We start from the raw sequence: 25,171 nt of genomic DNA, 5'->3' as shown, positions 1-25,171 counted from the left end.
CAAGTAATCAGCGGACCCGCCAGATCCGCAGGCCGGCCTCGGCGGGGCAGGCCAGCAGGGTGCTCGTCGAGGCGCAGAAGCCGAGCTGTTCGCCCGGCGATGGGCCCAGCGGGGTGAGCTTCTGGTCGGCGATCGACAAGCGGGACCACCGGCCGGTGCCGTCCGGCGCGACCATCATCAGGGTGCCGGCGTCCAGCCAGCCGTTGGTCAGGGTCGCGGTGAAGATCCGGGTGCCGTTGGCGTCGAACATCTCGTCGCCACCGTCCAGCGCGCTCAGCATCGTCCGACCGCGGGCCGAGGAGAGCTGGTCGCCGCCGTACTGGCTTGCCGTCTCCCAGAGCTTCTTGCGCTTGGCCGCGTCGAACGCGGTCAGCACCGTGGTTTTGTAGTTCGGCTTCCGGGCGGTGACCACGCAGATCCGGTTCGGCCCGCAGCCCGCCATGGTCAGGAACCGGTCCGGCACGGTGCCGACGATCGCGGACGCGCCGCTGCCGGTCAGGTCGGTGGCCCGGATGTGGTGCGGGCCGCCGTTGTCGTCGGCCTCGTCGTGGCTGAACAGCCGGCCCTCGTACGCCACCATGGTGTTCCCGGAACCGACCGGCACCGCGGCGTTCGCGAGCAGCTCGCCGGTGCCGGCCTGGCGCACCTGCACCTGGCCGGCCACCGTGACCACGACGACCCGGCCGTCGGTGAGATCGGGGCGCGGCCCGGCCCGGTCGATCCGCTCCTCGTCGGCGGCCACCCGCATGCCGATCGTCCGGGCCGGCCGGTCGTCCTGCAGCAGCACCCGCCAGCGTTGTTCTCCGGTGCGCCAGTCGAGGCCCTCGACCAGGCCCTCGGAGCGGGACGACCGCACCAGCATCTGATCGGTGAAGACCACCGAGTCGCCGGCCGGCACGTAGTCCTGCCAGAGCGGCACGCCGCTGGCCGGGTCGAACGCGTACAACGCCCGTTCCGGCATGGCGCCGCTGTGGGTCAGCGTGACGACCAGGACGGCCGACGGCACGACCAGGATCTGCTCGATGGCCCGGTCCTTGTCGTCGATCTGGCGGGCCGGCCAGGCCTCGGTGCCGGTCGCCAGGTCGGCCCCGAGCACCCACTGGGTGTTGTCGTCCTGGCTCATCCACGTCGTGTACGCCCGTTCGCCGTCCTGGGCGGTCAGTGCGGTCGCGAGGCGGGCGGTGCCGAGCTTGACCGTGCCGACCACCGGAATGCCCGCCGGAGTGGACACGGTGGGCGTCGCCGCCGGGCGGGACGCGCGCGGATGCGGGTCGCGCAGGGCGATGCCGATGCCGGCCACTACCAGCACCACCGCGGCCGCCGCGGCCACCGCCGCCTGGGTCCAGGTGCGCTGCCGGCCGCGCCGCTTGGCGTCGGACGCACCGGCCAGCGGGAGCGCGTCGGCGTTGCGGCCCAGCGCGTCGAAGAGGTCGTCGAGATCAGTGGGCACGGTCCGCCCCTTCCTTGACGTCACCAACCAGGCCGAGCGCGGCCGCGAGACCCGCCCGGCCGCGGGACAACCAGGACTTCACCGTTCCGGTGGACGCGCCGGTCTCCGCGGCGATCTCGGCCACCGACCGGTCCAGCAGGTAGTGCAGGGCGAGCGCCCGCCGATGCGCGGCCGGCAGCGTGCGCATGGCGGTGACCAGCAGGACCACGTCCTCGGACGGGGGATCCACCGGCACCGGCCGGTCCAGGACCCGCGACCGGCGTACGCCCAGCCGGCGCCACCGGTCGGTGGCCAGCCGGTTCACCACCAGCCGCAGCCAGGCCTCCGGCTCCTCGTAGTCGGTCAGCCGCCGCCAGCGCTGCCAGGCCCGGGCGTACGCCTCCTGCACGAGGTCCTGCGCCTCACCCGGATCCCCGGTCAGCCCGTACGCATATCGCAGCAGGCGCCGGGAGGTGTCCCGGTAGAACGCGTCGAAGTCCATCCGTCACCGCCCTTTCCCGAATTGACACGGGACGCCCACCCGACGGGTTGCACGCACGGCGCGACTAGGATGCACCCTCATGGCTCGTGTGCTCACACCCCGTGCGGAAGACTTCCCCCGCTGGTACCAGGACCTGATCGCCAAGGCGCAGCTGGCCGACAACGGGCCGGTGCGCGGCACCATGGTCATCCGGCCGGTCGGTTATGCCATCTGGGAGCGCATGCAGGCCGACATGGACGCGCGCATCAAGGAAGCCGGCGTGCAGAACGCCTACTTCCCGCTCTTCATCCCGGAGAGCTACCTGCGCCGCGAGGCCGACCACGTCGAGGGCTTCTCGCCCGAGCTGGCCGTGGTCACCCACGCCGGCGGCAAAGAGCTGGCCGAGCCGCTTGTCGTGCGCCCCACCAGCGAGACGGTGATCGGCGAGTTCATGGCCAAGTGGGTCGACTCCTACCGCGACCTGCCGCTGCTGCTCAACCAGTGGGCCAACGTGGTTCGCTGGGAGCTGCGCCCGCGCACGTTCCTGCGCACCACCGAGTTCCTCTGGCAGGAGGGGCACACCGCGCACGCCACCGAGGCCGACGCCCGGGAGCACGCCCGCGACATCCACAAGAACGTCTACGAGGCGTTCCTCACCGAGGTGCTGGCCATCCCGGTGGTGCCCGGCCGCAAGACCAAGGGCGAGCGGTTCGCCGGTGCCACCAACACGATGACCGTCGAGGCCATGATGGGTGACACCAAGGCGCTGCAGATGGGCACGTCGCACGAGCTCGGGCAGAACTTCGCCAAGGCGTTCGACATCACCTACTCGTCCGCCGAGCGCACGGTCGAGCACGCCTGGACCACCTCGTGGGGCACCTCGACCCGGATGGTCGGCGGGCTGATCATGGTGCATGGCGACGACAACGGCCTGCGGCTGCCGCCGCGGCTCGCGCCGATCCAGGTGCAGGTCATGGTGGTCAAGGCCGGCGAGGGCGTGGCGGAGGCCGCAGCAAAGCTGCGAGACGATCTCAAAGCCGCAGGTGTACGGGTAAAGCTCGACGACCGTGCGGACATCCCGTTCGGTCGCCGTGCGGTGGACGCCGAACTGCAGGGCATCCCGATCCGGGTCGAGATCGGCCCCCGTGACCTGGCGGCCGGCAACGTGACGGTGGCCCGCCGCATCGACGGCTCCAAGTACCCGATCGCGCTGGGCGAGGTCGTGGGTGCGGTCACCAGCGGGCTCAAGGTCGACCAGCAGGTGCTCTACGACAACGCGCTGGCCTTCCGTGAGGAGAACACGGTCGACGTCAAGACGCTGGGCGAGGCGATCGAGGCCGCGCAGACCGGCTGGGCCCGGGTGCCCTGGTCGGCGGTCGGCGAGCAGGGTGAGAAGGAGGCCAACGGCAAGGCTGTGACCGTCCGTTGCCTCACTCGCGACGACGGCACGATGCCCGACTCCGACGACGAGCCGAACCTGATCGCGATCCTGGCCCGTTCTTACTGACGTGACCTTCGTTGCTGGCCGGCTGATTCTGCATCGGGACACCCATCTGGGCCGGATCGCCTTCGTGCATCCGGCCCGGGTGGTCGCCGACGACGAGCGCGGGCTGCTCGTCTGGCTGGCCCGGGGTTCCACCATCGCGGTCGAGCGCTCGGCCGACGGCCGCGGCCCGCGCGACATGTCGTTCGCCGAGTGGTCCGAGCAGCGCTACGAGCTGCGGCTCACCTCCTGGCAGGGCCCCGGGGTGCTGCGGTTCTTCCCGGTCGGTGCCGACCACTCGGTCTGGCTCTTCCGCACCGACGAGGACACCTTCAAGGGCTACTACGTCAACCTCGAGGAGTCCGCGGTCCGCTGGGACGACGGCGAGGTGGCCGGCTTCGACGTAATCGACCAGGACCTGGACATCGTCGCCACCCCCGACCTGGCCTGGCAGTGGAAGGACGAGGACGAGTTCGCCGAACGCCTGGCCCTCCCGAACCACTACTGGGTGCCCGACGAGGCAGCGGTCTGGGCCGAGGGCCGGCGCGTGATCAAGATGATCGAGGCGGCCGAGTTCCCCTTCGACGGCACCTGGACCGACTTCCAGCCGGACCCGACCTGGGAGACCCCCACCGAGCTGCCAGTGGGCTGGGACCGTCCGGTCGTGGGTTTTGACCACTCACGCAGAATGAAGGGCCAGGGCCAGCCTTAGCTGGGCCCCGGCCCGGCCTCGACGGGAGTTGCGGTCTGCACCATGCAACCAGGCACGACATCTTGAATTTGATCTTGATTTGGCCTGGAAAACGCGGCCCGATTGGGAGCCGTCACCAACCGTCTGGCAGAATGGAATGGCTTGGCACGCGTGAGGCGCCCTCTAACTCTGAGCGCGTTGCCATCCCCGAGGTTCGGTCCCGCATCCCCACGTGGGTCCTACCCTCAAAACCTCACGCAGTCATCAGGAGCGAAATTACCGTGGCCGTTAAGATCCGGCTCCTGCGGATGGGCAAGATCCGCAACCCGCAGTACCGCATCGTCATCGCCGACTCGCGCACCAAGCGTGACGGCCGTGCCATCGAGTACGTCGGCATTTACCAGCCGAAGGAAAACCCGAGCATCATCCAGGTGAAGTCGGAGCGTGTGCAGTACTGGCTCTCCGTCGGCGCGCAGCCGAGCGAGGCCGTGCAGCGCATCCTGGAGAAGACGGGCGACTGGCAGCAGTTCAAGGGTCTTCCCGCGCCGCCGCCGCTGCTCGTGGCGGAGCCGAAGAAGAGCCGCACCGAGGTTTACGAGGCTGAGTCGAAGGCCGCCGCCGGTGTTGCGGACACCAAGCCCGCGACCCCGAAGAAGTCGGCCAAGACCGAGCCGAAGGCTGAGAAGGCCGCCGAGCCGAAGGCTCCGGAGGCTGTCGAGCCGAAGGCTCCGGAGGCTGCTGAGCCGAACCGCGAGGCTGTCGCCGAGACCGCAGAGGACCCCGCCGGTGCCGGCGCCGACGCGAACTGACGGGGCGCTCCGGCCGGCGCTGGAGCACCTCGTCAAGGGCATCGTCGACAACCCGGACGACGTCCGGGTCCGACTGGTCGACTCGCGCCGCGGCAAGCGGCTCGAGGTGCGCGTGCACCCCGAGGACCTGGGAACGGTCATCGGGCGCGGCGGGCGCACGGCCAAGGCCCTGCGGCAGGTCATCGGGTCGATCGGTGGGCGCGGCATCCGCGTCGACATCGTCGACGCCTACTGACCGATGCTGCTTGTCGTCGGTCAGATCGGTAAGCCGCACGGGGTCCGGGGCGAGGTCTCGGTCGCGGTGCGCACGGACGAGCCCGAGGAGCGTTTCGTCGCCGGTTCGGTGTTCGCCACGGAGGTCCCTCGGGTCCGCCGGGTGAGCGCCGGGCCGGCGACGGCCCCCGGGATCGCATATCAGGTGCCGCCGTCGCTCGTGATCGAGTCGGTGCGCTGGCATCAGGGGCGTGGGATCGTCCAGTTCGAGGGCGTCCACGACCGGAACGTGGCGGAGGCGCTGCGGGGTGTGCTGTTGCAGGTCGACAGCTCTTTGATCAAACCGCCGTCGGACCCCGACGAGTTCAACGACCACCAGTTGGTCGGGCTCCGGGTGGTCTCGGTCGCTGGGGATGATCTTGGCGTGGTGGCCCGGATCGATCATGCGCCCGCTTCCGACCTTATTGTTTTGGACAAATCGGGCGGTGGGACGGCGTTGATCCCGTTCGTCAACCAGATGGTGCCGACCGTGGACGTGGCCGGCGGCAGGATCGTGGTTGATCTGCCCGAGGGGTTGCTGGACCTCTGAGCATGCGCGTCGACGTTATTACCATTTTTCCGGATTACTTCGGGCCGCTGTCGTTGTCGCTGATCGGCAAGGCCCGGGGTACCGGCCTGCTCGACCTCGAAGTGCACGACCTGCGCACCTGGACCTCCGACGTGCATCGGACCGTCGACGACACGCCCTACGGGGGCGGGCCGGGCATGGTGATGCGGCCGGAGCCGTGGGGCCAGGCGCTCGCCGCGGTGGGCCCGGGCACCCTGGTCGTGCCCTCGCCGGTCGGCAAGCCGTTCACCCAGGCCGACGCGGCCGCGCTGGCCTCGCTGGATCATCTGATCTTCGCCTGCGGCCGGTACGAGGGGATCGATCAGCGGGTCATCGACGACGCGGCCACCCGGATGCCGGTGCTCGAGGTCTCGCTCGGTGACTACGTGCTCTTCGGCGGCGAGGTCGCCGTCATCGTCATCATGGAGGCGGTGACCCGGCTGCTCCCGGGCGTGCTCGGCAACGCCGACTCGCTGACCGAGGAGTCGCACGCGGCCGGCCTGCTGGAGGCCCCCGTCTACACGAAGCCCGCCTCCTGGCGCGAGCTGGACGTCCCGGACGTTCTCCGCTCCGGTGACCACGGGCGGATCGCCCGCTGGCGACGGGATCAGGCACTGCTGCGGACCGCTTCCCGGCGCCCCGACATGATGGCCGGCTATCCGCCGTCATCACTCGACAAAGCCGACCGGAAGACCCTCGACGAGGGTGGATTTCGGATCACGCCTCCCCCTGTGGCAGAGTAGGGAGGTTGCCGTTTTACTTCGCGCCGCGGAGTGAGACGAGGATCTTCTGAAGTTGCGGGAGATCAGCAGTACCCACCTCGCGCCCCGAACACCCGGTGCGCTTTAGTACGACGAGGATGCAGCGATGAACACGCTGGACGCTCTCGACGCCCAGTCGCAGCGCACCGACCTTCCTGACTTCCGGGCCGGCGACACCGTCAAGGTGCACGCCCGGGTCGTCGAGGGTAACCGTTCCCGCGTCCAGGTCTTCCAGGGCGTGGTTATCGCCCGTCAGGGCGCTGGCCTCCGGGAGACCTTCAAGGTCCGGAAGATCAGCTTCGGCGTCGGTGTCGAGCGGACCTACCCGATCAACAGCCCGGCGATCGACCGGATCGAGATCGTGACCCGCGGTGACGTGCGACGCGCCAAGCTCTACTACCTTCGCGAGCTCCGTGGCAAGAAGGCCAAGATCAAGGAGCTTCGCGAGAAGCAGACCGTCTGATCCTCATCGATCTGGCTCTGGGCGAACTACGCTTGCCCCAGTGTCGGATGGGATCAAAGTGAACCCTTCCAGCACTACCGCCCGTAAGACCTCGCGAGGGGTTATCGGGCGGTAGTGCTGTATCCGGGGCGGTTCGGCCGGTCGGCGGCGGGAGATGCGAAGCGTGGAACCGATGCAGGGCTATCGGCCGTCAGCACGACGGCGGTCGATTTTGCGGCGCAAAGAGATGCCTCTCTGGCAGGAGCTTCCGCTTCTGCTGGTGGTGGCGTTCTGCTTGGCCGTACTCATTCGCACGTTCCTGGTGCAGGCCTTCTACATCCCCAGTGGGTCGATGGAGAAGACGCTGCTGGTCAAGGACCGGGTGCTGGTCAACAAGGTCATCTACGACATGCGCGACCCGATTCGCGGCGAGATCGTGGTCTTCCGCGGCACCGACAACTGGGCGCCCGAGGTGACCGAGCCGGTCAGCAACAGCTTCGCGGCCAAGCTCGGTCGCACGATCGGTGACCTCGTCGGGGTCAGCCGCCCGGGTGAACGTGACTTCATCAAACGGGTGATCGGCCTGCCGGGTGACAAGATCGCCTGCTGCGACGCGCAGGGCCGGATCACCGTCAACGGGGTGGGCATCGACGAGTCGTACATCGCCGAGGGCTACAACTCCGACATCAACCAGCCACCCAACCCGACACAGTGCACCAGCCGCCGGTTCGCGGAGGTCACCATCCCCGCGGGTGAGATGTTCGTCATGGGCGACCACCGGGCGGTCTCGCAGGACGCTCGCTGCCAGGGGCCGGTGCCGATCAAGAACGTGATCGGGCGGGCATTCGTCATCGTCTGGCCGAGCAGCCGGTTCACCAGCCTGTCCGTTCCGGACATCTGGAAGACGTACGCGGCCGAGCATCCGACCGCCGCCGCCGAGCTGGGTCCGGTTCCGGTGCGCCGGGACAACCCCGCCACCGACGCACTACTTCTCCCCTTTCTGTTAACTGCGGGAGTATCCGCGCGTTCCGGACTGCCGTTCGCGACACGGCGTCGTAGGCTCCGTTCGTGATTGACGAGCAGACCGAAAAGCGCCGTGGTTCCTTCTGGCGCGAGCTTCCCATCCTGCTGGGTGTGGCGATCCTCGTCGCCGTTCTGGTGCGCGCATTCGTCCTGCAGACCTTCTACATCCCGAGTCCGTCGATGGAGCACACGCTCAACGTCCTGGACCGGGTGCTCGTCAACAAGCTCGTCTACGACTTCCGCGACCCGCGGCGCGGCGAGATCATCGTCTTCAAGGCGCCCTCCGACTGGCAGTCCGGCGCCGAGGGCGAAGACTTCATCAAGCGCATCATCGGTGAGCCCGGCGATCACATCATCTGCTGCGACTCGCAGGAGCGTCTGACGATCAACGGCAAGTCCCTCGACGAGCCGTACATCTACAAGGACGCCGACGGCAACCAGGACCCGGCTGCCGACCGCAAGTTCGACATCACCGTGCCGGCCAACCGCCTCTGGGTGATGGGCGACCACCGGTCCGCCTCCGGCGACTCCCTCGAGCACTACGAGGAGACCGGCGACGTGGAGGAGGCGACCATCCCCGAGGACTCGGTGGTCGGCCGCGCCTTCACGGTGTTCTGGCCGGTCAAGCGGGCCACCTGGCTGTCCGTCCCGAAGGGCTTCGATGACATTCCGGACGCCAAGTAACACCCGATCGAAAGATCCATCACGGGCGCAATAGGCTTGGTCGCGTGACTGTGCTCGACCGCCGCGCCGCCCGCGTGCTTCTCGTGGATGCCGCGGGCCGCACGCTGCTGCTGCACGGCGGCGACCCGGCCCGTCCCGGCGAGCGCTGGTGGTTCACCCCCGGCGGCGGTCTCGACGCCGGGGAGACGCCCGCCGAGGGGGCCGCCCGCGAGCTGGCCGAGGAAACCGGCCTGCGGGTCGGCCCGGCCGAGCTGGGCGACCCGGTGTGGCACGAGGTCACCGAGTTCAGCTACCGCGAGCAGCAGTACCGGCAGGACCAGGATTTCTTCCTGCTCCGGGTGGGCGAGTGGCAGGTCGACACGGCCGGCATGGACTCCGACGAGCAGGAGACCATCACCGAGCACCGGTGGTGGTCGGCCCTCGAGATCGAGGCCAGCGCCGAGCAGATTTTCCCGGTTTCGCTGGCTGCACTGCTCCGGAGCCTCTGATGCTGGCGCCCCCACGCACCGTCGTCCGCCGCGAAGGCGGCCTCTACGCCCTTGAGCGGGCGCTGCAGCGCCGTGGCTTCCGGTTCGTGGCCGGGGCCGACGAAGCCGGTCGCGGCGCCTGTGCGGGGCCTCTGGTGGCCGGGGCGGCCATCCTGCCCGAGGGCAAGCGCGGCGAGGTCCCCGGGCTGGCCGACTCCAAGCTGCTGACCCCGGCCGCGCGCGAACGCGTCTACCAGGAGGTCGTGTCCCGGGCGCTGGCCTGGTCCGTCATGATCATCCCGGCCACCGAGGTCGACGCCCGCGGGCTGCACGTGTGCAACCTCGCCGCGATGCGCCGGGCGCTGGCGTCGCTGACCACCTCCCCGGAATACGTTCTGACCGACGGTTTCCCGGTCGACGGCCTGGGCGTGCCCGGCCTGGCCGTGTGGAAGGGCGATCGGGTCGCCGCCTGCGTGGCCGCGGCCAGCGTGCTTGCCAAGGTCACCCGAGACCGGATCATGGTAGAGATGGACGACCGGTTCCCCGACTACGGCTTCGCCGTGCATAAGGGATACATCACCGAGGAGCACAGCTCCGCGCTGCTGCGCCACGGCCCGTGCGCGGAACACCGCTTCTCGTACGTGAACGTGGCCGCCGCCTCCGGCCGGGTGAACCGGCCGCCGCGGGCCCGGCGGCCCGTGTCGGCCTTTGACGGGCAGCAGACGCTGCTGTTTGATGCATCAACGGCTGCCCAGCCGGTGCTTCCGGACGCTGCTGAGGGTACCGTCGGCGTGGCGTCGGGCGACCAGCCTCAGCCGTCGCCGATGGTGGGGGAAGATGAGGCCATGGAGGGCGAGAATCGATGAGCGCAGAGGATCTCGAGAAGTACGAGACCGAGATGGAGCTGCAGCTCTACCGGGAGTACCGCGACATCGTCCGCCAGTTCTCCTACGTGGTGGAGACGGAGCGCCGGTTCTACCTGGCCAACCAGGTTGACCTGCACGTGCGCAACTCCGACGGCGAGGTGTATTTCGAGGTTGAGATGCACGACGCCTGGGTGTGGGACATGTATCGGCCGGCTCGGTTCGTCAAGAACGTGCGAGTGATGACGTTCAAGGACGTGAACGTGGAGGAGCTGGAGAAGCCCGACATCTCCCTGCCCGACGAGCCCGGCTTCGGCAGTTAGTTGTGGTCGGCTGGCAGGGGTTATCCACAGTTGGCCGTTGTCCACAGGGCCGGGGGCGGGCGGCCTGAGGTTCGGCCAGGGTGGTGGCCATGCCACTCATCCTGCTCGTCAGCATCCTTCTGGCGCCACTGTTCGGCTGGCCGATCGATTCGGCACCGGTCGTGCGGCGGTTCGATCCGCCGCCGCAGCGCTGGCTGCCCGGCCACCGCGGGGTCGACCTCGCGGCGCCACCGGGCGCCGCGGTGCGGGCGGCCGGTGCCGGGACGGTGGTCTTCGTCGGCATCATCGCCGGAAACGGCGTGGTGAGCGTGTCCCACGCCGGCGGGCTGCGCACCACCTACCAGCCGGTGCTGGCCCAGGTCACCCGGGGCGAGCAGGTGGCGGCCGGCGGCGAACTGGGCCTGCTCGAGGCCGGGCATCCCGGCTGCCCCTCGGCGGCCTGCCTGCACTGGGGTCTCCGGCGCGGCGACGCCTACCTGGACCCGCTGGCGCTGCTCGGCCTCGGCCGGGTGCGCCTGTTACCCCTCAGCGCTGGTAACTAGCCAGCAGCGGGGGGAGGCGTTCGGCCAGCCGGTCGTACTCCTCGGGGCGGTTGTAGACCTGAGCGCTCAGCCGCAGCAGGCCGCGGCCGCCCCAGGCGTTCACGGCGGTCTCGGTGGCCAGCTTGTCGGAGATGAGCAGGCGCAGCGCGATCGCCTCCGGCGCCGTCGACGCCAGACCGGCCGGCAGCGGGATCACCCGCATGGCGACCGACGGGTCGGCCGGCCGCGTCAACTCGGCCGGGGCCACCCCGAGGGCGGCACCGACCACCCGCTGGCCGTACTCGACAAGCGCCGCGTTGTGCGCCCGCACCGCCTCCCAGCCGAGCGTGCGCAACGTGAACAGCCCGGCCGGCGCGGCCAGCCAGGGGGTGTAGTCGACGGTGCCGTGGTATTCCGCCGAAAGGGGGAAACCCTCCTCCTGCTCCCACGAGACGATCAACGGCTCGATCCGGCGGCGCCAGGCCGGCGCGACCGCGAGCAGGGCCGTGCCGCGCGGGGCGAACGCCCACTTGTGCAGGTTGCCCACCCAGAAGTCGGCGCCGATCGCGGACACGTCCACCGGCAGCATCCCCGGCACGTGCGCGGCGTCGACAAGCACCGGGATGTCGTGCTCACGGGCGGCGGCGGCGATCTCGCGGACCGGGAAGACCGCGGCCGTGGCCGACGCGATCTGATCGATGATCAGCAGTTTGGTCTTGCCCGGCCGCAGGGCCGCCCGCACCCGGCTGATCACCTCGCCGGCCGACGCCGACAGCGGCACCGCGACCGTCCGCGCGGTCGCCCCGGCCCGCCGGCACTGACGGCGTGCCGCCAGCGCGACCGCACCGTAGCCGTGATCGGTGAGCAGCACCTCGTCGGCCGACTCCAGCCGCACCGACTGCAGCACCGTGGAGACCGCCGCGGTGGTGTTCGGCATCAAGGCGCTGCCGTCCGGGTCGGCACCCAGGAACGCCGCCACATGCCGTCGGGTATGGACGACCCGGTCGAGCATGCCCTGCGTGTAGAACTTGTGCGGGTTGGCCTCGATCTCGTCACGCAGGCGCTGCTGAGCGCGTTGCACACCGATCGGCACCGCGCCGAACGACCCGTGGTTGAGATAGGACACGGCCGGGTCCAGCGAGAACAGAAGACGGGCACCCGGCAGGGATGCGGGCGGATCTCCGGCGCTCACGCCTCGATCGTACGGGGTCACGCGCGGGGGTGGGCCTGTTTGAAGGCCGCCCGGAGCCGCTCGGTCGAGACATGGGTGTAGATCTGGGTGCTCGACAGCGAGGCGTGCCCCAGCAGGTCCTGCACCGCGCGCAGGTCGGCACCGCCGTCCAGCAGGTGGGTGGCGGCCGAATGCCGCAGGTCGTGCGGGCTGGTGTGCGGCAGGCCGGCCCGCTGCGCGGCCACCTTGACGATCCGGCGCACCACGGTCTGCTGCAGCCGCCCGCCCTTGATCCCCAGGAAGAGCGCGTCGCCGCTCTCGCCGCTCTCGAACGCCGGCCGGCCATGGCGCAGCCAGTCGTCAAGCGCTCGCTGGGCCGGCAGCCCATAGGGGACGGCTCGCTCCTTGGCGCCCTTGCCGAAGACCCGGACAACCCGCCGGGCGTCATCCACGTCGGTCCGGTCCAGGCCGCAGAGTTCGCTCACCCGTACGCCGGTGGCGTAGAGAAGTTCCAGAACGGCCCGATCGCGTACGTCCTCCGGCTCCTCTTCAGTTTTTTGCTCGATGAGAGTGGCCGCCTGGTCGGCTCGGAGCACGTTGGGCAGGTCGCGGTGTGCCCGCGGACTGGCCAGGGAGGCGCCGGGATCGCCGGCCATCAACCCGGTGCGGTGCGCCCAGCCGGTGAAGGCCCGGGCCGCCGCCGCCCGCCGGGCCTGCGAGGTGCGTGCGGCGCCCTGCCGCATCCGCGCGGCCAGCCAGCCGCGCAACAGCGCGATATCGAGATCATCCGGCGAGGTGCGGCCACTCGCGGCCGCGTGGCTCAGCAGAGAGACAACATCACCGAGGTACGCCCGTACGGTGTGTTCCGACCTGTTCTCCACCCGCGCCAGATGACGGCCGAAGTCGTCCACGGCTTCGCGGAGGCCGGCCGGCAGCTCTTCGTGCATCGCGCGCGTATCCATCGCCTCCGACCGTTATCGTCGCCGCCCGTTCCGTCAAGGGGGCTTGCCGGTCGCTTCTAAACTGCGCTCACCATGGCATCGATCCGAGTGCTCGCCGCGTTGGCGCTCTGCGCTGCGCTGTTCGGCTGCTCGTCGGCCGGCGGCGACCCCACTCCCACGCCGTCGGCGCACGCCGGCCTGGGCGCTCCCGCGGTCGCGCCCGCTGCCTCGCCGGCCGTCGTCGACGAGGCCATGTTCCAGACCCCGTCGAAGAACATCTTCTGCGCGCTGATCCCCTCGGCCGTGCGCTGCGACATCGCCCAGAACAAGTGGAACGTGCCGAGCAAGCCGGCCGACTGCGACCTGGACTGGGGCCGGGGCGCCTACCTCGAGGCCGGCCGGGTCGGCTTCACCTGCACCGGGGACACGCTGCTGGGCACGGCGACCGAAACGCTGGAGTACGGGCGGGCGCTGCGCTCCGGCGACGTCCTGTGCTCCAGCGAAAGCACCGGCCTGACCTGCAAGGACGAGAAGACGGGCCGCGGATTCACGATGTCGGTGGCCCGGTACAGCTTCTTCTGACCGCCGGCTTCTTCTGACGCCGGCGGATTTTGTCGGACCCCCGCCCTAAGGTCAGCTGATGACGCTAGGGGCGGGTGAGTTGCACCCGGTCGGCCGGGTGGACGGTTTCGGCGCCGTCGGTGGCCGTGACGACCAGCACCGGGACGCCCTCACCCAGCCGATATTTGCGCCGCTCGGCATCGGTGGGCATGCGGGCGACGGCCCGGTCCCCGCGGGCCAGCGGCACCAGCTGCGTCGGCTCCGGCACCCGCACGAATGTCCCTCGTGGCCGGTCGACGGTGACGAGGCCCTCGGTGCGCAGCTGGCCGATGGCCTGCCGCACGGTGGTGCGGCTGATGCCGTATTCCTGTGCCAGGCGCAACTCACTGGGCAACGGCTCGCCGGGCCCCAGCTCTCCCGACTCGATCTGGTTCCGGAGCAAATCGGCCAACTGGCGGAACACCGCCCGGTCCGCGGAAGGATCGATCATGCTGGTCACTTTACGTGGCCACGATGCTCCATCGTGTTGTACGTACGAGGCCATGTAGGTATGATACAACCGCCGCACTGAGAAGGCCTCGACTCGATCAGGCGGCAGGGCGGGCGGCGGTTGCCGATCGCTCGTAGGGTCGCCGTCGCGCCTGGTGCGCGGTCCGGCCGTCGCCCGTTCCACCGCAGATGGAGACCTGCGGTGACCGGCTCGAAGGGCGAAAGCTTCCCGAGCGCGGAGCCCAAATCCGTAACTCAGTCAGAACACCCGCCTGGTCAGACGAGTGTCCACTGTGACCATTTCCGACAAGGGCTGCCGAATGCCGAGCCCAAAGGTCACCGAAACCCGAAAACCGCACGATCATCCATTAAGGACAATTGGCTGATTGCTACACACCGTGATCCCGGCCGCCCACGGCCAGCGCGAAGGCACGTGGGCGAGCCCGGGAAGGCGGCTGGCCTTTTGAAGCGCGGATCAGGTCAGGGAAGCACGGCCCAGGTCAGGCGTGGCGGGCCCAGGAGAGGAAGCGCTCGTAGATATCGGGCGGGGCGGTTTCGCCTCGGGCGAGCATGTCGCCCAGCGCCTCGTACATCTGGCCGGCCAGATAGATGGTCAGGACCGAGGGATATCTGCGGAACTCCACCAGCAGGTTGGCCTTGGCGCTCGCGCACGGCCACGGCTGCCGGCAGGAGCGGCAATCCCAGTCGGGCCGACCGTGAAGGTGCTCGACCCCTTTGACCGTCGTCGTCATCGGTGTTCCCCAATCGCCCGCCGGTCTCGGGTGGGGCGGCGGCGGGTCGGCTGCAAACGGCTATCGGCCTTTGAGCGGCTGGGTGCCCGCCGGCGCGACTGGCTCGCCTCAGTCGAATGCGCCAGCGGGCACGTCCAGCCAGGCGGCCTGCCTCGGTTGGCGGTCCTCCGATCCGCCTGGGGTGTGGCCGCCTCGCTAGTTTTCGGGGTTTTTCGGGGCGACCCCGGGCCGGTGCCGGGGCAGTGGCTAGGACCGGGGCCGCCCCTGGCGCCTCGCCGACGGGCAGGGACGGCAGAGGCGCTGGGGAGTGACGTCGGGGGGACTCGGGCTACGGGGGCAGTTCGCTGGAGAAGTTCCGCATGGCGGCGAAGCCGCAGTAGACCGGGAACGGGATGGTCGCCAGGTACTCGCTGTAGGTGGGCAGGGCCCGTCTGGTGTGGATGGGGGCCGGGGGTGGCGGCGGGAACGGGCGGGGCTTGGCGGGGACGGTTCGATCTACGCAAGGCGAGGTCAGGCCGCAGGTGCAGCGACGCCACAGGGTGTGCCAGTCACGCCGGTGGAGGGGGGTCAGGGGGACCGGACGGGCGGTCCGGCGACGCCTAGTCATGGGGCCAGTATAGATGGCATGGGACTAGCTGTCTCCTATCAAGTTGATAACCGACTAATAGTCCCACGCCTACGGTCGATCATGTGGCAGTGAAACCGATCCGGCTTATGGGCGCGCACGAGATCCGCATCCGTTTGGGTGGGGTCAGCCGGCAGCGTGCGTACCAGATCACCAGTCGGGCTGACTTCCCCAAACCCCTCGCCGACCTGGCGCAGGGCAAGGTGTGGTTGGTCGACGACGTCGAGGCGTGGATGAAAGTCCATCGCCGCGACTTGGACGACTCCGAGGACTGACCTCGAATCCGTCCGAACTATGCGGGCGGCGCCCGGGAGCCGTAACGGCTCACCGGGTCGCCTCCCGTCCAGCCGAACCGTCCGGAGACGGGCGGGGCAGGGCGAAACCGTCGTCGCGTCGTTCCACGAGGCCGGCCAGTTCGAGCAGGGACAGGCGGCGCAGCACCGTGCGCAGGGCCAGCCCGGCGCGGGTGGCCAACTCCTCCGGTCGCGCTGCGCCCTTGGCCGGGACGGCCTCCAGCACCAGGGCCGATTCCTCGTCCAGGGCGTCCCGGCGATGCTCGGGGCCGCGGGCCGGCTCGGCGTAGTACTCACCCATCCGGCCGACCGTCTCCAACACGTGCGGCAGGCCGGTGACCAGCGTCGCCCCGGGGTTGGCGCGGAGCAGTTCGTGGCAGCCGACCGACATGGCCGAGGTCACCGGGCCGGGCACGATCATCGCGGGCCGGCCCAGGGCCAGCACCCGGTTCATGGTCTGGAGCGCGCCGCTGCGGGCGGCGGCCTCGACGACGACCGTGCCGGTGGTGGCGGCCGCGATCACCCGGTTGCGGATGAGGAACCGGTGCTTCAGCGGCTCGGAGCTCGGCGGCCACTCGCTGATCAGCAGGCCGGTCTCGGCGATCCGCTCGAACATGGCCGCGTTGCCGGCCGGATAGGGCCGGTCGACCCCGCAGGCCAGTACGGCCACGGTGAGCCCGCCGGCCGCGAGTGCCGCCCGATGAGCCGCGGCGTCGATGCCGAACGCGCCGCCGGACACCACCGTCCAGCCGTGCTCGGCCAGGCCGTAGGCGATGTCGCCGGTGACCTGTTTGCCGTAACCGGTGGCCGCTCGGGCCCCGACCACCGAGACCGAACGCTCCAGCGCGTCGCCCAGCGGCCAGGATCCGCGAACCCAGAGGCACAGCGGCGGCCGTACGTTCAGGTTGATGTGCCCGGGCGAGTCCAGCTCGAGCACGGCCAGCGAGTCGACCCGGCGCGGCCATTCGTCGTCGGCCGGCACCACGATGCGCGCGCCCAGCTGGGCGGCCCGCCGCAAGGTCTCCTCGGCCATCCGGCGCGGATCGAAGTCACCGGCCCGGGCCAGCACCGCCGCCTGCAGCGCACCGTCCGGGATCGCGCCGCGCATCAGCCGCTCGACGGTCTCCGGTGCGCCGTGCGACTGCACCATCGACCAGACCGTCCGGTTGCCCGGCTCGACCAGCCAGGTGAGTGCCACCCGGGCGGCCCGATCGTCGTCGCTGCCGGGCGGGACGCGGCTATTCGGCGTACTCATGGGATTCCCCCATCCGCAGCTGGATCGCCTCGGTGATCTCCGCCCGGGCCGGCCGTTGGTGCCCGTCGAGGTCGGCGATCGTCCAGGCCAGGCGCAGCACCCGGTCGAAGCCCCGCGCGGACAGCAGGCCCCGGTCCAGGGCCGCCCGCAGATCGGTGGTGTCCGTCGCGGGCAGACGCCACGGCAGGCGCCGCAGCACCGGGCCGGGCACCTCGGCGTTCACCTGCCAGCCGTGGCCGCGCCAGCGTGCCGCCGAGGCCGCGCGGGCCTGGGCGACCCGGGTGGCGACCTTGGCGGATGGCTCGGCCGGTGCGGTAGTGGTCATCAGTTGCGCGGCGTTCAGCGGGTGCAGGGTGATCCGGATGTCGATCCGGTCGAGCAGCGGGCCGGACAGCTTGGCCCGGTATCGCCGCCGGACGACGGGCGGGCAGGTGCAGGCGTGATCGCCGGCCGGGGAGGCGCACGGGCACGGGTTGGCCGCCACCACCAGCTGCACCCGGGCCGGGAACTCGGTGGTGCCGCGGGCCCGCCCGATCACCACCCGCCCGTCCTCCAGCGGCTGGCGGAGTGCCTGCAGGGTCGATCCGCGCATCTCGGCGACCTCGTCCAGGAACAGCACGCCCCGGTGAGCGAGCGACAGCGCCCCGGGCCGGGCCAGCCCGCTTCCGCCGCCGATCAGCGACGCCATGCTCGCGGAGTGGTGCGGCGCCTGGAACGGTGGGCGCCGGATCAGCCGCCCGTCCGGTGGCAGCACGCCGGCGATCGACTGGATGGCGGTGACCTCCAGCGCGGTCGGGTCGTCCAGCTCGGGCAGGATCGACGGCAGACGCTCGGCCAGCATGGTCTTGCCGGCGCCGGGCGCGCCGAACAGCGCCAGGTGGTGGCCGCCGGCCGCGCCGACCTCGAGGCCGTACCGGCCCAGTTCCTGACCGGCCACGTCGGCCAGGTCGAGGCCGGCTGGGGCCGGCGTCGGCGTCGGCGGTGGCGGGTCGAGCAGCGGGCCGCCCTCGCGGACGTAATCGACCAGCCGGCGCAGCGAGTCGACCGCGCGAACGGTCACGCCGGGCACCGCGGTGGCTTCCCAGGCGTTGGCCACGGGCACGATGACCCTGGTCACGCCGGCCCGGACGGCGGCCACGACCATCGGCAGCACGCCGCGGACCGGCCGGACCGCGCCGTCGAGGCCGAGTTCGCCGAGGACGACCACGCCGTCCAGGGACACCGACGGCAGTTCGCCGGCACCGGCGAGGAGAGCCGCGGCGATCGCTAAATCGAACGAGGTGCCCTGCTTGGGCAGCGCGGCGGGCAGGAGGTTGACCGTGATCCGGCGGTTGGGCCAGTCCTCGCCCGAGTTCACCACGGCGGCGCGGACCCGGTCGCGGGCCTCGTTGAGCGCGGCGTCGGGCAGGCCGGTCAGGGTGACGGTGGGCAGGCCGGGGGCGAGGTCGGCCTCCACCTCGACCAGGTGGCCGGTGACGCCGACCAGGCCGACGCAGAGGACGCGGGCGTAACTCATCAGAACGCCGAGCGGATGTGCGTGACCCGGGTGGCGCCGCGGGGCTGGGGCCGGACCTCGACCACGTCGAAGCGGACGTTCCGCGGGTGGATGCCGGTCTCGGCCAGCCAGCGGCCGGCCAGCTCGCGCAGTTTGCGCACCTTGCGGTAGCCGACGGCCTCGGCCGGGGTGCCGAAGCCGGCGCCGCGCCTCGTCTTCACCTCGCAGAAGACGATGTCGTCGCCGTCCCGCAGGACGAGGTCGACCTCGCCCGCCGGGCAGCGCCAGTTCCGGTAGAGGATCACGAGTCCCTGGTCCTGCAGGTGCTGCGCGGCTACTCGTTCGCCGTAGGCGCCGACCGCCCGTCGTTCCGTCGTCATGGCCGTGAACGGTGGCGGGTTCGCGGTCTTCAGGCGCCGAAAGTCGGGACGGCTGTGGACGGAGCGCAACTGTGGAAAACCGCTGGGTAGCCATGTCGATCTGTTATGACGTCACCGGTGGCGCGGGTGACCGTCGTCACCTACCGTGCGAGATCGTGGAAGGACACCGCTACGCCGAGGACGAGCCGAGCTGGCATCCGGGGCAGGGCCGGTACGACTCGGGCATCCACGAACGCCCGTCCGGCGCGTTCCGGCTGCCCGAACAGCACCAGCCGGTCACCCCACCGCCCAATCCGTACCCGGTGGCCGATGCGCTCGCCACCACGGGCAGCCATTCCCGCCCGGTGCGTGGCCCGGAATATCCAGCCGTGCGCCCCAAGGAGGAGGTCTATCAGGCCCGCCGCCCGCTCTCGGCGTTCCTGGTGGCTTTCGTGATGGTCGTCCTGTTGATCCCGGTCGTCCGGTTGTTGATCGACCAGACGTTCACCGGTGACCCGACCCCGCGCGGGATCGTCCCGGCCGTCCTGCTCACGCTCGGCTTCGCGCTCACCGGGATCGGCCTGTTCACGCTCACCAAGGGCGGGACGGTCGCTCGCGAGGCCTGGCTGCGCCTTCCGGTCGCGTACCTCCCGGTGGGTTTGATCTTGCTTTTGGCGGCCGGAATGGCCGTGGCCTGAGGCACTCGGAGTAACGAAACGGCTTGGCGTATGCTTGTGCCCGGCGACCGCCCTACGGCGGTCGACCTCGCGTGCCCTCTGCCGGTTCCGTCAACACGGAACGGCGGCGATGGCCCTCCCTGGTCTCGATCTTCTCGAGTCCGACTGTGGCCAACGACCGGGCACCAGGACGCACACCGCCGGTGAGCGTGACAACCAGGGAATATAGGGAGCAATCACCCATGGCCGTCGTGACCATGCGTCAGCTGCTGGAGAGCGGTGTCCACTTCGGGCACCAGACCCGGCGCTGGAACCCGAAGATGAAGCGCTTCATCTTCACCGAGCGTAACGGCATCTACATCATCGACCTGCGCCAGACCCTCGAGTACATCGAGAAGGCCTACGCGTACGTCCGTGACACCGTCGCCGAGGGTGGCCACATCCTCTTCGTCGGCACCAAGAAGCAGGCTCAGGAGGCCATCGCCGAGCAGGCGACCCGGGTCGGCCAGCCGTACGTGAACCACCGTTGGCTGGGCGGCATGCTCACCAACTTCCAGACGGTTTACAAGCGTCTGCAGCGCATGAAGGAGCTCGAGGCTCTGGGTGACCTGACCGGCACGGCCGCCGGTTACACCAAGAAGGAGACCCTCCAGCTCTTCCGCGAGAAGACCAAGCTCACCAAGACCCTCGGTGGTCTGCGGGACATGACCAAGACGCCGTCGGCGATCTGGGTCGTGGACACCAAGAAGGAGCACATCGCCGTTGACGAGGCCCGCAAGCTGGGCATCCCGGTCATCGCGGTGCTCGACACCAACTGCGACCCGGACGAGGTCGACTTCCCGATCCCGGGCAACGACGACGCGATCCGCTCGGCCGAGCTGCTGACCCGGGTCATCGCCGCCGCCGTCGCGGACGGCCTGATCGCCCGTTCCGGCCGCAACCGGGGCAACGTCGACGACAAGCCCGAGCCGGGCACCGTCGCCGCCGGCGAGCCGCTGCCCGAGTGGGAGCGCGACCTCTACGAGGGCGCCGAGAAGAAGGCCACCGACGCCGAGCCGGTCGCCGCTGAGGCCGTTGCCGCTGAGGCCGTCGCTGCCGAGGTCGCCCCGGTCACGGTCGAGACCGCCGAGGCCACCCCGGTCGTCGACGAGGTCGTGTCGGGTGCCGCCGAGCTCCCCACCCCCGTCGCCGCCGAGTAAAGACGCCGCCAGACACGACATCGAGAGAGAGTCATGGCTAACTACACCGCCGCGGATGTCAAGAAGCTCCGCGACCTGACCGGTGCCGGCATGATGGACTGCAAGAAGGCGCTCGAGGAGTCCGAGAGCGACTTCGACAAGGCCGTCGAGTTCCTGCGCATCAAGGGTGCGAAGGACGTCGGCAAGCGGGCCAGCCGCACCGCCGCCAACGGGATCGTGAGCCACTACGGCAAGGCGCTGCTCGAGCTCAACTGCGAGACCGACTTCGTCGCCAAGACCCCCGACTTCGTCGCCCTGGGCCAGCAGCTCGTCGAGCTCGGCGTCAAGGAGAACCTGGCCGACGCCGCCGCGCTGTCGGTGGCCACGCTGCCCGACGGCAAGTCGGTGGCGGACACCATCCAGGAATACTCCGCCAAGATCGGCGAGAAGATCGTCCTGAACCGCTTCGTCAACCTCGACGGCAACGTCGCGGTCTACCTGCACCGCAAGGCGCAGGACCTGCCGCCGCAGGTGGGCGTCCTGGTTCAGTACGAGGGCAAGAGCGACGAGGCCGCTGACGCCGACGCCCGTGGCGTCGGCATGCAGATCGCCGCCATGCGCCCGCGCTTCCTCACCCGTGAGGAGGTGCCGGCCGAGGTTGTCGACTCGGAGCGTCGCATCGCCGAGGAGACCGCCAAGGAGGAGGGCAAGCCGGAGAAGGCTCTGCCCAAGATCATCGAGGGCCGGGTGAACTCCTTCTTCAAGGACTTCGTCCTCCTCGAGCAGTCCTCCGTGGTCGACAACAAGAAGACCGTGAAGCAGGTCGCGGCCGACGCCGGGCTCACCATCACCCGGTTCGTCCGGTTCGAGGTTGGCCAGGAGTAAGAGCGAGCACAAGTGATACGGGAGGTCGGGAACGCGATTCTGCGCCCGGCCTCCCCGTCACATAAGGTCTCTGCTGGGCTATGAAGGGAAGGCGGGTCTCATGACGATGGTGACCGAGCAAGCAGTTCCGGTTGACGATCCGACTCCGCCGTCCTTGCGGCCCCGTCGAGTCGTCCTGAAGCTCTCCGGCGAGGTGTTCGGCGGCGGCGCGGTCGGCGTCGACCCCGACGTCGTGCAGGGCATTGCCCGGCAGATCGCCACCGTCATCCGCCGCGGCATCCAGGTCGCCATCGTGGTCGGCGGCGGCAACTTCTTCCGCGGCGCCGAGCTGCAGAAGCGCGGCATGGACCGCAACCGCGCCGACTACATGGGCATGCTCGGCACCGTGATGAACGCGCTCGCCCTGCAGGACTTCCTGGAGAAGGAAGGCATCGAGACGCGGGTGCAGACCGCGATCACGATGGCCCAGGTCGCCGAGCCGTACATTCCGCTGCGCGCCATCCGGCACCTCGAGAAGGGCCGCGCCGTGATCTTCGGCGCCGGCGCCGGCATGCCGTACTTCTCGACCGACACCGTCACCGCCCAGCGCGCGCTCGAGATCCACGCCGACGTGGTGCTGATGAGCAAGAACGGCGTCGATGGCGTCTACACCGCCGACCCGCGTGTCGACCCCGACGCGCAGAAGCTCGACACCGCCACCTACCAGGAGATCCTCCAGCGCGGACTGCGCGTCGCCGACCAGGCCGCGTTCAGCCTCTGCGAGGAGAACAACCTGCCCATGCTGGTCTTCGGTGCCGAGGGTGACGACACGATCGTCCGTGCCGTCAGCGGCGAAAAGATCGGCACTCTGATCACCGCCTGAGCCCACACACACCACCGAACAAGCAAGGAGGCGAGAAGAGCAGGTGATCGACGAAACCCTCTTCGAGGCCGAAGAGAAGATGGAAAGTGCGGTTGAGCACGCCAAGGAGGAGTTCGCCGCGATCCGTACGGGTCGGGCCACTCCGGCGATGTTCTCCAAGATCCTGGTGGACTACTACGGCGCGCCCACGCCGGTGACGCAGATGGCCTCGGTCGGCGTCCCGGAGCCGCGCATGGTCATCGTCAAGCCGTACGACAACACCCAGCTCGGCCCGATCGAGCGGGCGATCCGCGACTCCGACCTCGGCGTGAACCCGAACAACGAGGGCACCCAGCTGCGGATCCACCTGCCGCAGATGACCGAGGAGCGGCGCCGCGAGATGATCAAGGTCGCCCGCGGCAAGGCGGAGGAGGGCCGGGTGGCCATCCGCAACATCCGCCGCAAGGCCAAGGAGCAGCTGGACAAGCTGGTCAAGGACGGCGAGACCGGTGAGGACGACGGCCGCCGTGCTGAGAAGGAGCTCGACGACACGACGCACAAGTACGTGTCGGTCGTCGACGAGCTCGTCAAGCACAAGGAAACCGAGCTTCTCGAGGTCTGATGTCTTACCTCGATCCGCGTGCCGGGCAGACTTCCGGCGACGAGATGGACGCGCCGGTGCCGGCCTGGCACGCGGACGATGAGGCACGACCTCAGCATCTGGGAGATGTGACGGAGCAGGACAGGAAGGGCCCCGGCAAGCGACGTGCCGGCAAGTCGGCCAAGGGCCGGGCCGGGCGCAACCTGCCGGCCGCCATCGTGGTCGGCCTGAGCCTCGTGCTTCTGGTGCTGGCGTCGCTGGTGGTCTGGCCGCCGGCGTTCATCGGCCTGATCGTGGTCGCGTCCTGCGCGGGTGCCTGGGAGATGGCCAACGCGCTGCGCAAGACCGGCGCCAAGGCGCCGCTGATCCCGTTGATGGCCGGCGCCGCGGTGATGACCGCGCTGGCCTACTACGACGGTGCCGACTCGCTGGTGATCGGCCTGGCGGTGACGATCCTCGCCGCCGTGGTCTGGCGGCTGGCCGACGGCTTCGCCGCGGTGCGCCGCGACTTCACCGCGATCCTGATGGTCGCCGTGTACGTGCCGTTCCTGCTCAGTTTCGCGATCCTGCTGCAGCAGCCGGACGCCGACCAGGACGGCCGCTGGCGGGTGCTCTGCACGCTGCTGGCCGTGGTGCTCTCGGACACCGGCGGCTACGCGTCCGGCGTCTTCCTGGGCCGGCACAAGATGGCCCCGTCGATCAGCCCCGGCAAGACCTGGGAGGGTTTCGCCGGCTCGATCTGCGCGTCGGCCATCGGCAGCGCGCTGCTCCTCTACTTCCTGCTCGACATCCCGTCCTACTGGGGCCTGCTCTTCGGCGCGGTGATCTCGGTGGTCGCGGTGGTCGGTGACCTGGCCGAGTCGATGCTCAAGCGCGACCTCGGCGTCAAGGACATGAGCAACCTGTTGCCGGGCCACGGCGGCGTCATGGACCGGCTGGATTCGATCCTGTTCGCGGTGCCGACCGCCTACCTGTTGTTCGCCGTCATCTACGCGAACCTGCTATGACGGGCCTACTCGCGCGGCGTGGGAGACTGGATACGCCATGACGATTCTTCCGGTCATCCCGATCAGCCCCGACCAGCCCGACACCGTCCTGACCCGACGGCGTCCGTCGATGCCTCCCCGCCACCTCGCCGACCTCGACCTCGCCGCCCGCAAGGCCGCGGTGACCGCTCTCGGCGAGCCCGCGTTCCGCGCCAAGCAGCTCTCCACGCACTACTTCGGCCGGCTGGTGCGTGACATCGACGAGATGACCGACCTGCCCGCCGCTTCCCGGGCCCGGCTGACCGGCGATCTGCTCCCCACGCTGCTCACCCCGGTTCGCGAGCTGGCCTGCGACGACGGCGCCACCCGCAAGACGCTGTGGCGTCTGCACGACGGCGCGCTGGTCGAGAGCGTGCTGATGGGCTACCCCGACCGGATCACCGCCTGTGTCTCGAGCCAGGCCGGCTGCGGCATGGCCTGCCCGTTCTGCGCGACCGGCCAGCAGGGCCTGACCCGCAACCTGTCGATCGCCGAGATCGTCGATCAGGTCGTCTATCTGGCCGGTGTCTCGGCGAGTGGCGCGGTCACCGGATCGCCGCCGCGGCTGTCCCGGGTGGTGTTCATGGGGATGGGTGAGCCGTTGGCCAACTACCCCCGGGTGATCGAGGCGGTCCGCCGGCTGACCACCCCGGCGCCGGAGGGTCTGGGTCTTTCGCAACGGCACATAACCGTCTCGACCGTGGGTCTGGTGCCCGCAATGCGCCGGTTGATCGCGGAAGAGCTCAACGTGACCCTTGCGCTGTCCCTGCATGCCCCCGATGATGATCTGCGCGATGAGCTAGTGCCCGTCAACCAGCGTTGGAAGGTGGCCGAGGTGCTCGATGCCGCGTTTGACTACGCGGCTCGGACCGGTCGTCGGATCTCAATCGAATATGCCCTGATCAGGGACGTGAATGACCAGCCCTGGCGCGCTGACCTACTCGGTAGGATCCTGCGCGGCAAGCTGGCCCACGTGAACCTCATCCCGCTGAACCCGACTCCGGGCAGCAAGTGGGATGCGAGTCCGAAACCGGTCGAGCGCGAGTTCGTCCGTCGGCTGCGCGAGGCCGGCGTGGCAACGACGGTCCGCGACACCCGGGGCCGGGAGATCGATGGCGCATGCGGCCAGCTGGCTGCGGGCGAGCTCACGGAGGCAAGCGCAGGGGGCGCGGCCGACGCGGGGGTGGCAAGGTGACTGGGCACAGGTCCCAGCGAGCGGAGTGGGA

32 protein-coding genes are annotated in these 25,171 nt (G+C 69.9%); 22 read left to right on the top strand and 10 right to left on the bottom strand.

What is annotated here, in order from left to right:
• Window positions 1-7: 7 nt before the first annotated feature.
• Together Ate02nite_RS06490 and Ate02nite_RS06485 are read right to left on the bottom strand one after the other, a co-directional pair.
• Window positions 8-1,450 carry an outer membrane protein assembly factor BamB family protein gene (locus Ate02nite_RS06490; protein ID WP_203800477.1) on the bottom strand — a complete coding sequence of 481 codons (1,443 nt, stop codon included), beginning with the start codon at window positions 1,448-1,450 and terminating at the stop codon, window positions 8-10.
• Entirely contained in the window at window positions 1,440-1,931 is a 492-nt protein-coding gene (locus Ate02nite_RS06485) for a SigE family RNA polymerase sigma factor (protein WP_203800476.1), read from the bottom strand. The genes Ate02nite_RS06490 and Ate02nite_RS06485 overlap by 11 nt, the downstream gene beginning before the upstream one ends.
• 79 nt (window positions 1,932-2,010) lie before the next feature.
• Here Ate02nite_RS06485 and proS point away from each other — a divergent pair, with 79 nt between their 5' ends.
• The 13 genes from proS (at window position 2,011) to Ate02nite_RS06420 (ending at window position 10,818) form a co-directional block, all read left to right on the top strand.
• The gene (proS, locus tag Ate02nite_RS06480; RefSeq protein ID WP_203800475.1) at window positions 2,011-3,417 is read left to right on the top strand and encodes a proline--tRNA ligase; all 1,407 of its coding nucleotides are present in this window, start codon (window positions 2,011-2,013) and stop codon (window positions 3,415-3,417) included.
• Window position 3,418: 1 nt separating this feature from the next.
• Window positions 3,419-4,105: a ribonuclease FAU-1 family protein gene (locus Ate02nite_RS06475; protein ID WP_203800474.1), complete on the top strand. Its 687-nt coding sequence runs from the start codon at window positions 3,419-3,421 to the stop codon at window positions 4,103-4,105.
• A gap of 260 nt (window positions 4,106-4,365) precedes the next feature.
• Complete coding sequence (gene rpsP / locus Ate02nite_RS06470) at window positions 4,366-4,893, top strand: 30S ribosomal protein S16 (RefSeq protein ID WP_203800471.1); 528 nt, start codon at window positions 4,366-4,368, stop codon at window positions 4,891-4,893.
• Window positions 4,871-5,128, top strand: a complete 258-nt coding sequence (locus tag Ate02nite_RS06465) for an RNA-binding protein (RefSeq protein ID WP_023561857.1) — start codon at window positions 4,871-4,873, stop codon at window positions 5,126-5,128. The genes rpsP and Ate02nite_RS06465 overlap by 23 nt, the downstream gene beginning before the upstream one ends.
• Window positions 5,129-5,134: 6 nt before the next feature.
• Window positions 5,135-5,695: a ribosome maturation factor RimM gene (gene rimM / locus Ate02nite_RS06460; RefSeq protein WP_203800628.1), complete on the top strand. Its 561-nt coding sequence runs from the start codon at window positions 5,135-5,137 to the stop codon at window positions 5,693-5,695.
• A 2-nt stretch (window positions 5,696-5,697) separates the two neighbouring features.
• Entirely contained in the window at window positions 5,698-6,456 is a 759-nt protein-coding gene (gene trmD / locus Ate02nite_RS06455) for a tRNA (guanosine(37)-N1)-methyltransferase TrmD (protein WP_203800468.1), read from the top strand.
• Window positions 6,457-6,580: 124 nt separating this feature from the next.
• Window positions 6,581-6,937, top strand: a complete 357-nt coding sequence (gene rplS / locus Ate02nite_RS06450; protein WP_203800466.1) for a 50S ribosomal protein L19 — start codon at window positions 6,581-6,583, stop codon at window positions 6,935-6,937.
• Between the two features lie 154 nt (window positions 6,938-7,091).
• Window positions 7,092-7,988, top strand: a complete 897-nt coding sequence (gene lepB / locus Ate02nite_RS06445) for a signal peptidase I (protein WP_203800464.1) — start codon at window positions 7,092-7,094, stop codon at window positions 7,986-7,988.
• The gene (gene lepB / locus Ate02nite_RS06440) at window positions 7,985-8,623 is read left to right on the top strand and encodes a signal peptidase I (protein WP_203800462.1); all 639 of its coding nucleotides are present in this window, start codon (window positions 7,985-7,987) and stop codon (window positions 8,621-8,623) included. Before lepB (Ate02nite_RS06445) ends, lepB (Ate02nite_RS06440) begins: the two co-directional genes overlap by 4 nt.
• Before the next feature lie 44 nt (window positions 8,624-8,667).
• Window positions 8,668-9,111: an NUDIX hydrolase gene (locus Ate02nite_RS06435; protein WP_203800460.1), complete on the top strand. Its 444-nt coding sequence runs from the start codon at window positions 8,668-8,670 to the stop codon at window positions 9,109-9,111.
• Window positions 9,111-9,956 (top strand): ribonuclease HII, encoded by an 846-nt coding sequence (locus Ate02nite_RS06430; RefSeq protein ID WP_203800458.1) that lies wholly within the window; start codon window positions 9,111-9,113, stop codon window positions 9,954-9,956. The genes Ate02nite_RS06435 and Ate02nite_RS06430 overlap by 1 nt, the downstream gene beginning before the upstream one ends.
• Window positions 9,953-10,276, top strand: a complete 324-nt coding sequence (locus tag Ate02nite_RS06425; protein WP_127497241.1) for a DUF2469 domain-containing protein — start codon at window positions 9,953-9,955, stop codon at window positions 10,274-10,276. The genes Ate02nite_RS06430 and Ate02nite_RS06425 overlap by 4 nt, the downstream gene beginning before the upstream one ends.
• An 89-nt stretch (window positions 10,277-10,365) precedes the next feature.
• Window positions 10,366-10,818: a peptidoglycan DD-metalloendopeptidase family protein gene (locus Ate02nite_RS06420; protein WP_203800456.1), complete on the top strand. Its 453-nt coding sequence runs from the start codon at window positions 10,366-10,368 to the stop codon at window positions 10,816-10,818.
• On the opposite strand, the gene Ate02nite_RS06415 is transcribed toward Ate02nite_RS06420, so the two are convergent.
• Window positions 10,802-11,989 carry an aminotransferase class V-fold PLP-dependent enzyme gene (locus Ate02nite_RS06415; RefSeq protein WP_203800454.1) on the bottom strand — a complete coding sequence of 396 codons (1,188 nt, stop codon included), beginning with the start codon at window positions 11,987-11,989 and terminating at the stop codon, window positions 10,802-10,804. The two genes, Ate02nite_RS06420 and Ate02nite_RS06415, sit on opposite strands and share 17 nt — an antisense overlap.
• A 17-nt stretch (window positions 11,990-12,006) precedes the next feature.
• Window positions 12,007-12,915, bottom strand: a complete 909-nt coding sequence (locus Ate02nite_RS06410; RefSeq protein WP_239147162.1) for a tyrosine recombinase XerC — start codon at window positions 12,913-12,915, stop codon at window positions 12,007-12,009.
• 87 nt (window positions 12,916-13,002) lie between these two features.
• Between Ate02nite_RS06410 and Ate02nite_RS06405 the strand changes: the two genes are divergently transcribed.
• Window positions 13,003-13,491, top strand: coding sequence for a DUF6636 domain-containing protein (locus Ate02nite_RS06405; protein ID WP_203800448.1), 489 nt, complete (start codon window positions 13,003-13,005; stop codon window positions 13,489-13,491).
• 64 nt (window positions 13,492-13,555) lie between these two features.
• Here the strand turns inward: Ate02nite_RS06405 and Ate02nite_RS06400 are convergent, their stop codons facing one another.
• The 3 genes from Ate02nite_RS06400 to Ate02nite_RS06390 all read right to left on the bottom strand — a co-directional run bounded on the left by Ate02nite_RS06400 (window position 13,556) and on the right by Ate02nite_RS06390 (window position 15,318).
• Window positions 13,556-13,960, bottom strand: coding sequence for a winged helix-turn-helix domain-containing protein (locus tag Ate02nite_RS06400; protein ID WP_203800445.1), 405 nt, complete (start codon window positions 13,958-13,960; stop codon window positions 13,556-13,558).
• Window positions 13,961-14,459: 499 nt separating this feature from the next.
• Window positions 14,460-14,711, bottom strand: a complete 252-nt coding sequence (locus Ate02nite_RS06395) for a hypothetical protein (protein ID WP_203800442.1) — start codon at window positions 14,709-14,711, stop codon at window positions 14,460-14,462.
• Window positions 14,712-15,039: 328 nt separating this feature from the next.
• A complete protein-coding gene (locus Ate02nite_RS06390; protein WP_203800440.1) occupies window positions 15,040-15,318 on the bottom strand; it encodes a hypothetical protein in 279 nt (92 codons plus the stop codon).
• A gap of 107 nt (window positions 15,319-15,425) precedes the next feature.
• On the opposite strand from Ate02nite_RS06390, the gene Ate02nite_RS06385 reads away from it, so the two are divergent.
• Window positions 15,426-15,611 (top strand): DNA-binding protein, encoded by a 186-nt coding sequence (locus Ate02nite_RS06385; protein WP_203800625.1) that lies wholly within the window; start codon window positions 15,426-15,428, stop codon window positions 15,609-15,611.
• A gap of 49 nt (window positions 15,612-15,660) precedes the next feature.
• Here Ate02nite_RS06385 and dprA read toward each other — a convergent pair whose 3' ends face one another.
• From dprA to Ate02nite_RS06370, 3 genes are read right to left on the bottom strand one after another with little or no spacing between them, the layout of a single operon-like run.
• Complete coding sequence (gene dprA, locus Ate02nite_RS06380) at window positions 15,661-16,884, bottom strand: DNA-processing protein DprA (RefSeq protein WP_203800438.1); 1,224 nt, start codon at window positions 16,882-16,884, stop codon at window positions 15,661-15,663.
• Window positions 16,868-18,400 (bottom strand): YifB family Mg chelatase-like AAA ATPase, encoded by a 1,533-nt coding sequence (locus Ate02nite_RS06375; protein WP_203800427.1) that lies wholly within the window; start codon window positions 18,398-18,400, stop codon window positions 16,868-16,870. The genes dprA and Ate02nite_RS06375 overlap by 17 nt, the downstream gene beginning before the upstream one ends.
• Complete coding sequence (locus Ate02nite_RS06370; protein ID WP_203800426.1) at window positions 18,400-18,759, bottom strand: YraN family protein; 360 nt, start codon at window positions 18,757-18,759, stop codon at window positions 18,400-18,402. The genes Ate02nite_RS06375 and Ate02nite_RS06370 overlap by 1 nt, the downstream gene beginning before the upstream one ends.
• Window positions 18,760-18,914: 155 nt before the next feature.
• On the opposite strand from Ate02nite_RS06370, the gene Ate02nite_RS06365 reads away from it, so the two are divergent.
• From Ate02nite_RS06365 to rlmN, 7 genes are all read left to right on the top strand, one after another.
• Entirely contained in the window at window positions 18,915-19,436 is a 522-nt protein-coding gene (locus Ate02nite_RS06365) for a hypothetical protein (protein ID WP_203800425.1), read from the top strand.
• 221 nt (window positions 19,437-19,657) lie between these two features.
• Window positions 19,658-20,614, top strand: coding sequence for a 30S ribosomal protein S2 (gene rpsB, locus Ate02nite_RS06360; RefSeq protein ID WP_239147161.1), 957 nt, complete (start codon window positions 19,658-19,660; stop codon window positions 20,612-20,614).
• Between the two features lie 33 nt (window positions 20,615-20,647).
• A complete protein-coding gene (gene tsf / locus Ate02nite_RS06355; RefSeq protein WP_203800424.1) occupies window positions 20,648-21,478 on the top strand; it encodes a translation elongation factor Ts in 831 nt (276 codons plus the stop codon).
• A gap of 100 nt (window positions 21,479-21,578) precedes the next feature.
• Window positions 21,579-22,340 carry a UMP kinase gene (pyrH, locus tag Ate02nite_RS06350; protein WP_203800415.1) on the top strand — a complete coding sequence of 254 codons (762 nt, stop codon included), beginning with the start codon at window positions 21,579-21,581 and terminating at the stop codon, window positions 22,338-22,340.
• Between the two features lie 43 nt (window positions 22,341-22,383).
• The gene (gene frr, locus Ate02nite_RS06345; RefSeq protein ID WP_203800413.1) at window positions 22,384-22,941 is read left to right on the top strand and encodes a ribosome recycling factor; all 558 of its coding nucleotides are present in this window, start codon (window positions 22,384-22,386) and stop codon (window positions 22,939-22,941) included.
• Window positions 22,941-23,927 (top strand): phosphatidate cytidylyltransferase, encoded by a 987-nt coding sequence (locus Ate02nite_RS06340; RefSeq protein ID WP_203800410.1) that lies wholly within the window; start codon window positions 22,941-22,943, stop codon window positions 23,925-23,927. The genes frr and Ate02nite_RS06340 overlap by 1 nt, the downstream gene beginning before the upstream one ends.
• 37 nt (window positions 23,928-23,964) lie before the next feature.
• Window positions 23,965-25,140, top strand: a complete 1,176-nt coding sequence (gene rlmN / locus Ate02nite_RS06335; RefSeq protein ID WP_203800408.1) for a dual-specificity RNA methyltransferase RlmN — start codon at window positions 23,965-23,967, stop codon at window positions 25,138-25,140.
• The last annotated feature ends 31 nt before the right edge of the window (window positions 25,141-25,171 follow it).

Origin of the sequence: Paractinoplanes tereljensis (assembly GCF_016862435.1) — a bacterium.
In the GTDB taxonomy this organism is placed as follows: Bacteria; Actinomycetota; Actinomycetes; order Mycobacteriales; family Micromonosporaceae; genus Actinoplanes; species Actinoplanes tereljensis.
Note: the sequence above shows the minus strand (reverse complement) of the source record. Positions and strands in the feature narration are given on the sequence as shown.

Excerpts from the sequence above, each read along its gene's own strand:
- Ate02nite_RS06485 (WP_203800476.1), bottom strand. The coding sequence starts at position 1,931 with ATGGACTTCGACGCGTTCTACCGGGACACCTCCCGGCGCCTGCTGCGA.
- proS (WP_203800475.1), top strand. The coding sequence starts at position 2,011 with ATGGCTCGTGTGCTCACACCCCGTGCGGAAGACTTCCCCCGCTGGTAC.
- trmD (WP_203800468.1), top strand. The coding sequence starts at position 5,698 with ATGCGCGTCGACGTTATTACCATTTTTCCGGATTACTTCGGGCCGCTG.
- rplS (WP_203800466.1), top strand. The coding sequence starts at position 6,581 with ATGAACACGCTGGACGCTCTCGACGCCCAGTCGCAGCGCACCGACCTT.
- lepB (WP_203800464.1), top strand. The coding sequence starts at position 7,092 with ATGCGAAGCGTGGAACCGATGCAGGGCTATCGGCCGTCAGCACGACGG.
- Ate02nite_RS06430 (WP_203800458.1), top strand. The coding sequence starts at position 9,111 with ATGCTGGCGCCCCCACGCACCGTCGTCCGCCGCGAAGGCGGCCTCTAC.
- Ate02nite_RS06425 (WP_127497241.1), top strand. The coding sequence starts at position 9,953 with ATGAGCGCAGAGGATCTCGAGAAGTACGAGACCGAGATGGAGCTGCAG.
- Ate02nite_RS06420 (WP_203800456.1), top strand. The coding sequence starts at position 10,366 with ATGCCACTCATCCTGCTCGTCAGCATCCTTCTGGCGCCACTGTTCGGC.
- Ate02nite_RS06410 (WP_239147162.1), bottom strand. The coding sequence starts at position 12,915 with ATGCACGAAGAGCTGCCGGCCGGCCTCCGCGAAGCCGTGGACGACTTC.
- Ate02nite_RS06405 (WP_203800448.1), top strand. The coding sequence starts at position 13,003 with ATGGCATCGATCCGAGTGCTCGCCGCGTTGGCGCTCTGCGCTGCGCTG.
- Ate02nite_RS06400 (WP_203800445.1), bottom strand. The coding sequence starts at position 13,960 with ATGATCGATCCTTCCGCGGACCGGGCGGTGTTCCGCCAGTTGGCCGAT.
- Ate02nite_RS06395 (WP_203800442.1), bottom strand. The coding sequence starts at position 14,711 with ATGACGACGACGGTCAAAGGGGTCGAGCACCTTCACGGTCGGCCCGAC.
- Ate02nite_RS06390 (WP_203800440.1), bottom strand. The coding sequence starts at position 15,318 with ATGACTAGGCGTCGCCGGACCGCCCGTCCGGTCCCCCTGACCCCCCTC.
- Ate02nite_RS06385 (WP_203800625.1), top strand. The coding sequence starts at position 15,426 with ATGGGCGCGCACGAGATCCGCATCCGTTTGGGTGGGGTCAGCCGGCAG.
- dprA (WP_203800438.1), bottom strand. The coding sequence starts at position 16,884 with ATGAGTACGCCGAATAGCCGCGTCCCGCCCGGCAGCGACGACGATCGG.
- Ate02nite_RS06375 (WP_203800427.1), bottom strand. The coding sequence starts at position 18,400 with ATGAGTTACGCCCGCGTCCTCTGCGTCGGCCTGGTCGGCGTCACCGGC.
- Ate02nite_RS06370 (WP_203800426.1), bottom strand. The coding sequence starts at position 18,759 with ATGACGACGGAACGACGGGCGGTCGGCGCCTACGGCGAACGAGTAGCC.
- rpsB (WP_239147161.1), top strand. The coding sequence starts at position 19,658 with ATGGCCGTCGTGACCATGCGTCAGCTGCTGGAGAGCGGTGTCCACTTC.
- tsf (WP_203800424.1), top strand. The coding sequence starts at position 20,648 with ATGGCTAACTACACCGCCGCGGATGTCAAGAAGCTCCGCGACCTGACC.
- pyrH (WP_203800415.1), top strand. The coding sequence starts at position 21,579 with ATGACGATGGTGACCGAGCAAGCAGTTCCGGTTGACGATCCGACTCCG.
- Ate02nite_RS06340 (WP_203800410.1), top strand. The coding sequence starts at position 22,941 with ATGTCTTACCTCGATCCGCGTGCCGGGCAGACTTCCGGCGACGAGATG.
- rlmN (WP_203800408.1), top strand. The coding sequence starts at position 23,965 with ATGACGATTCTTCCGGTCATCCCGATCAGCCCCGACCAGCCCGACACC.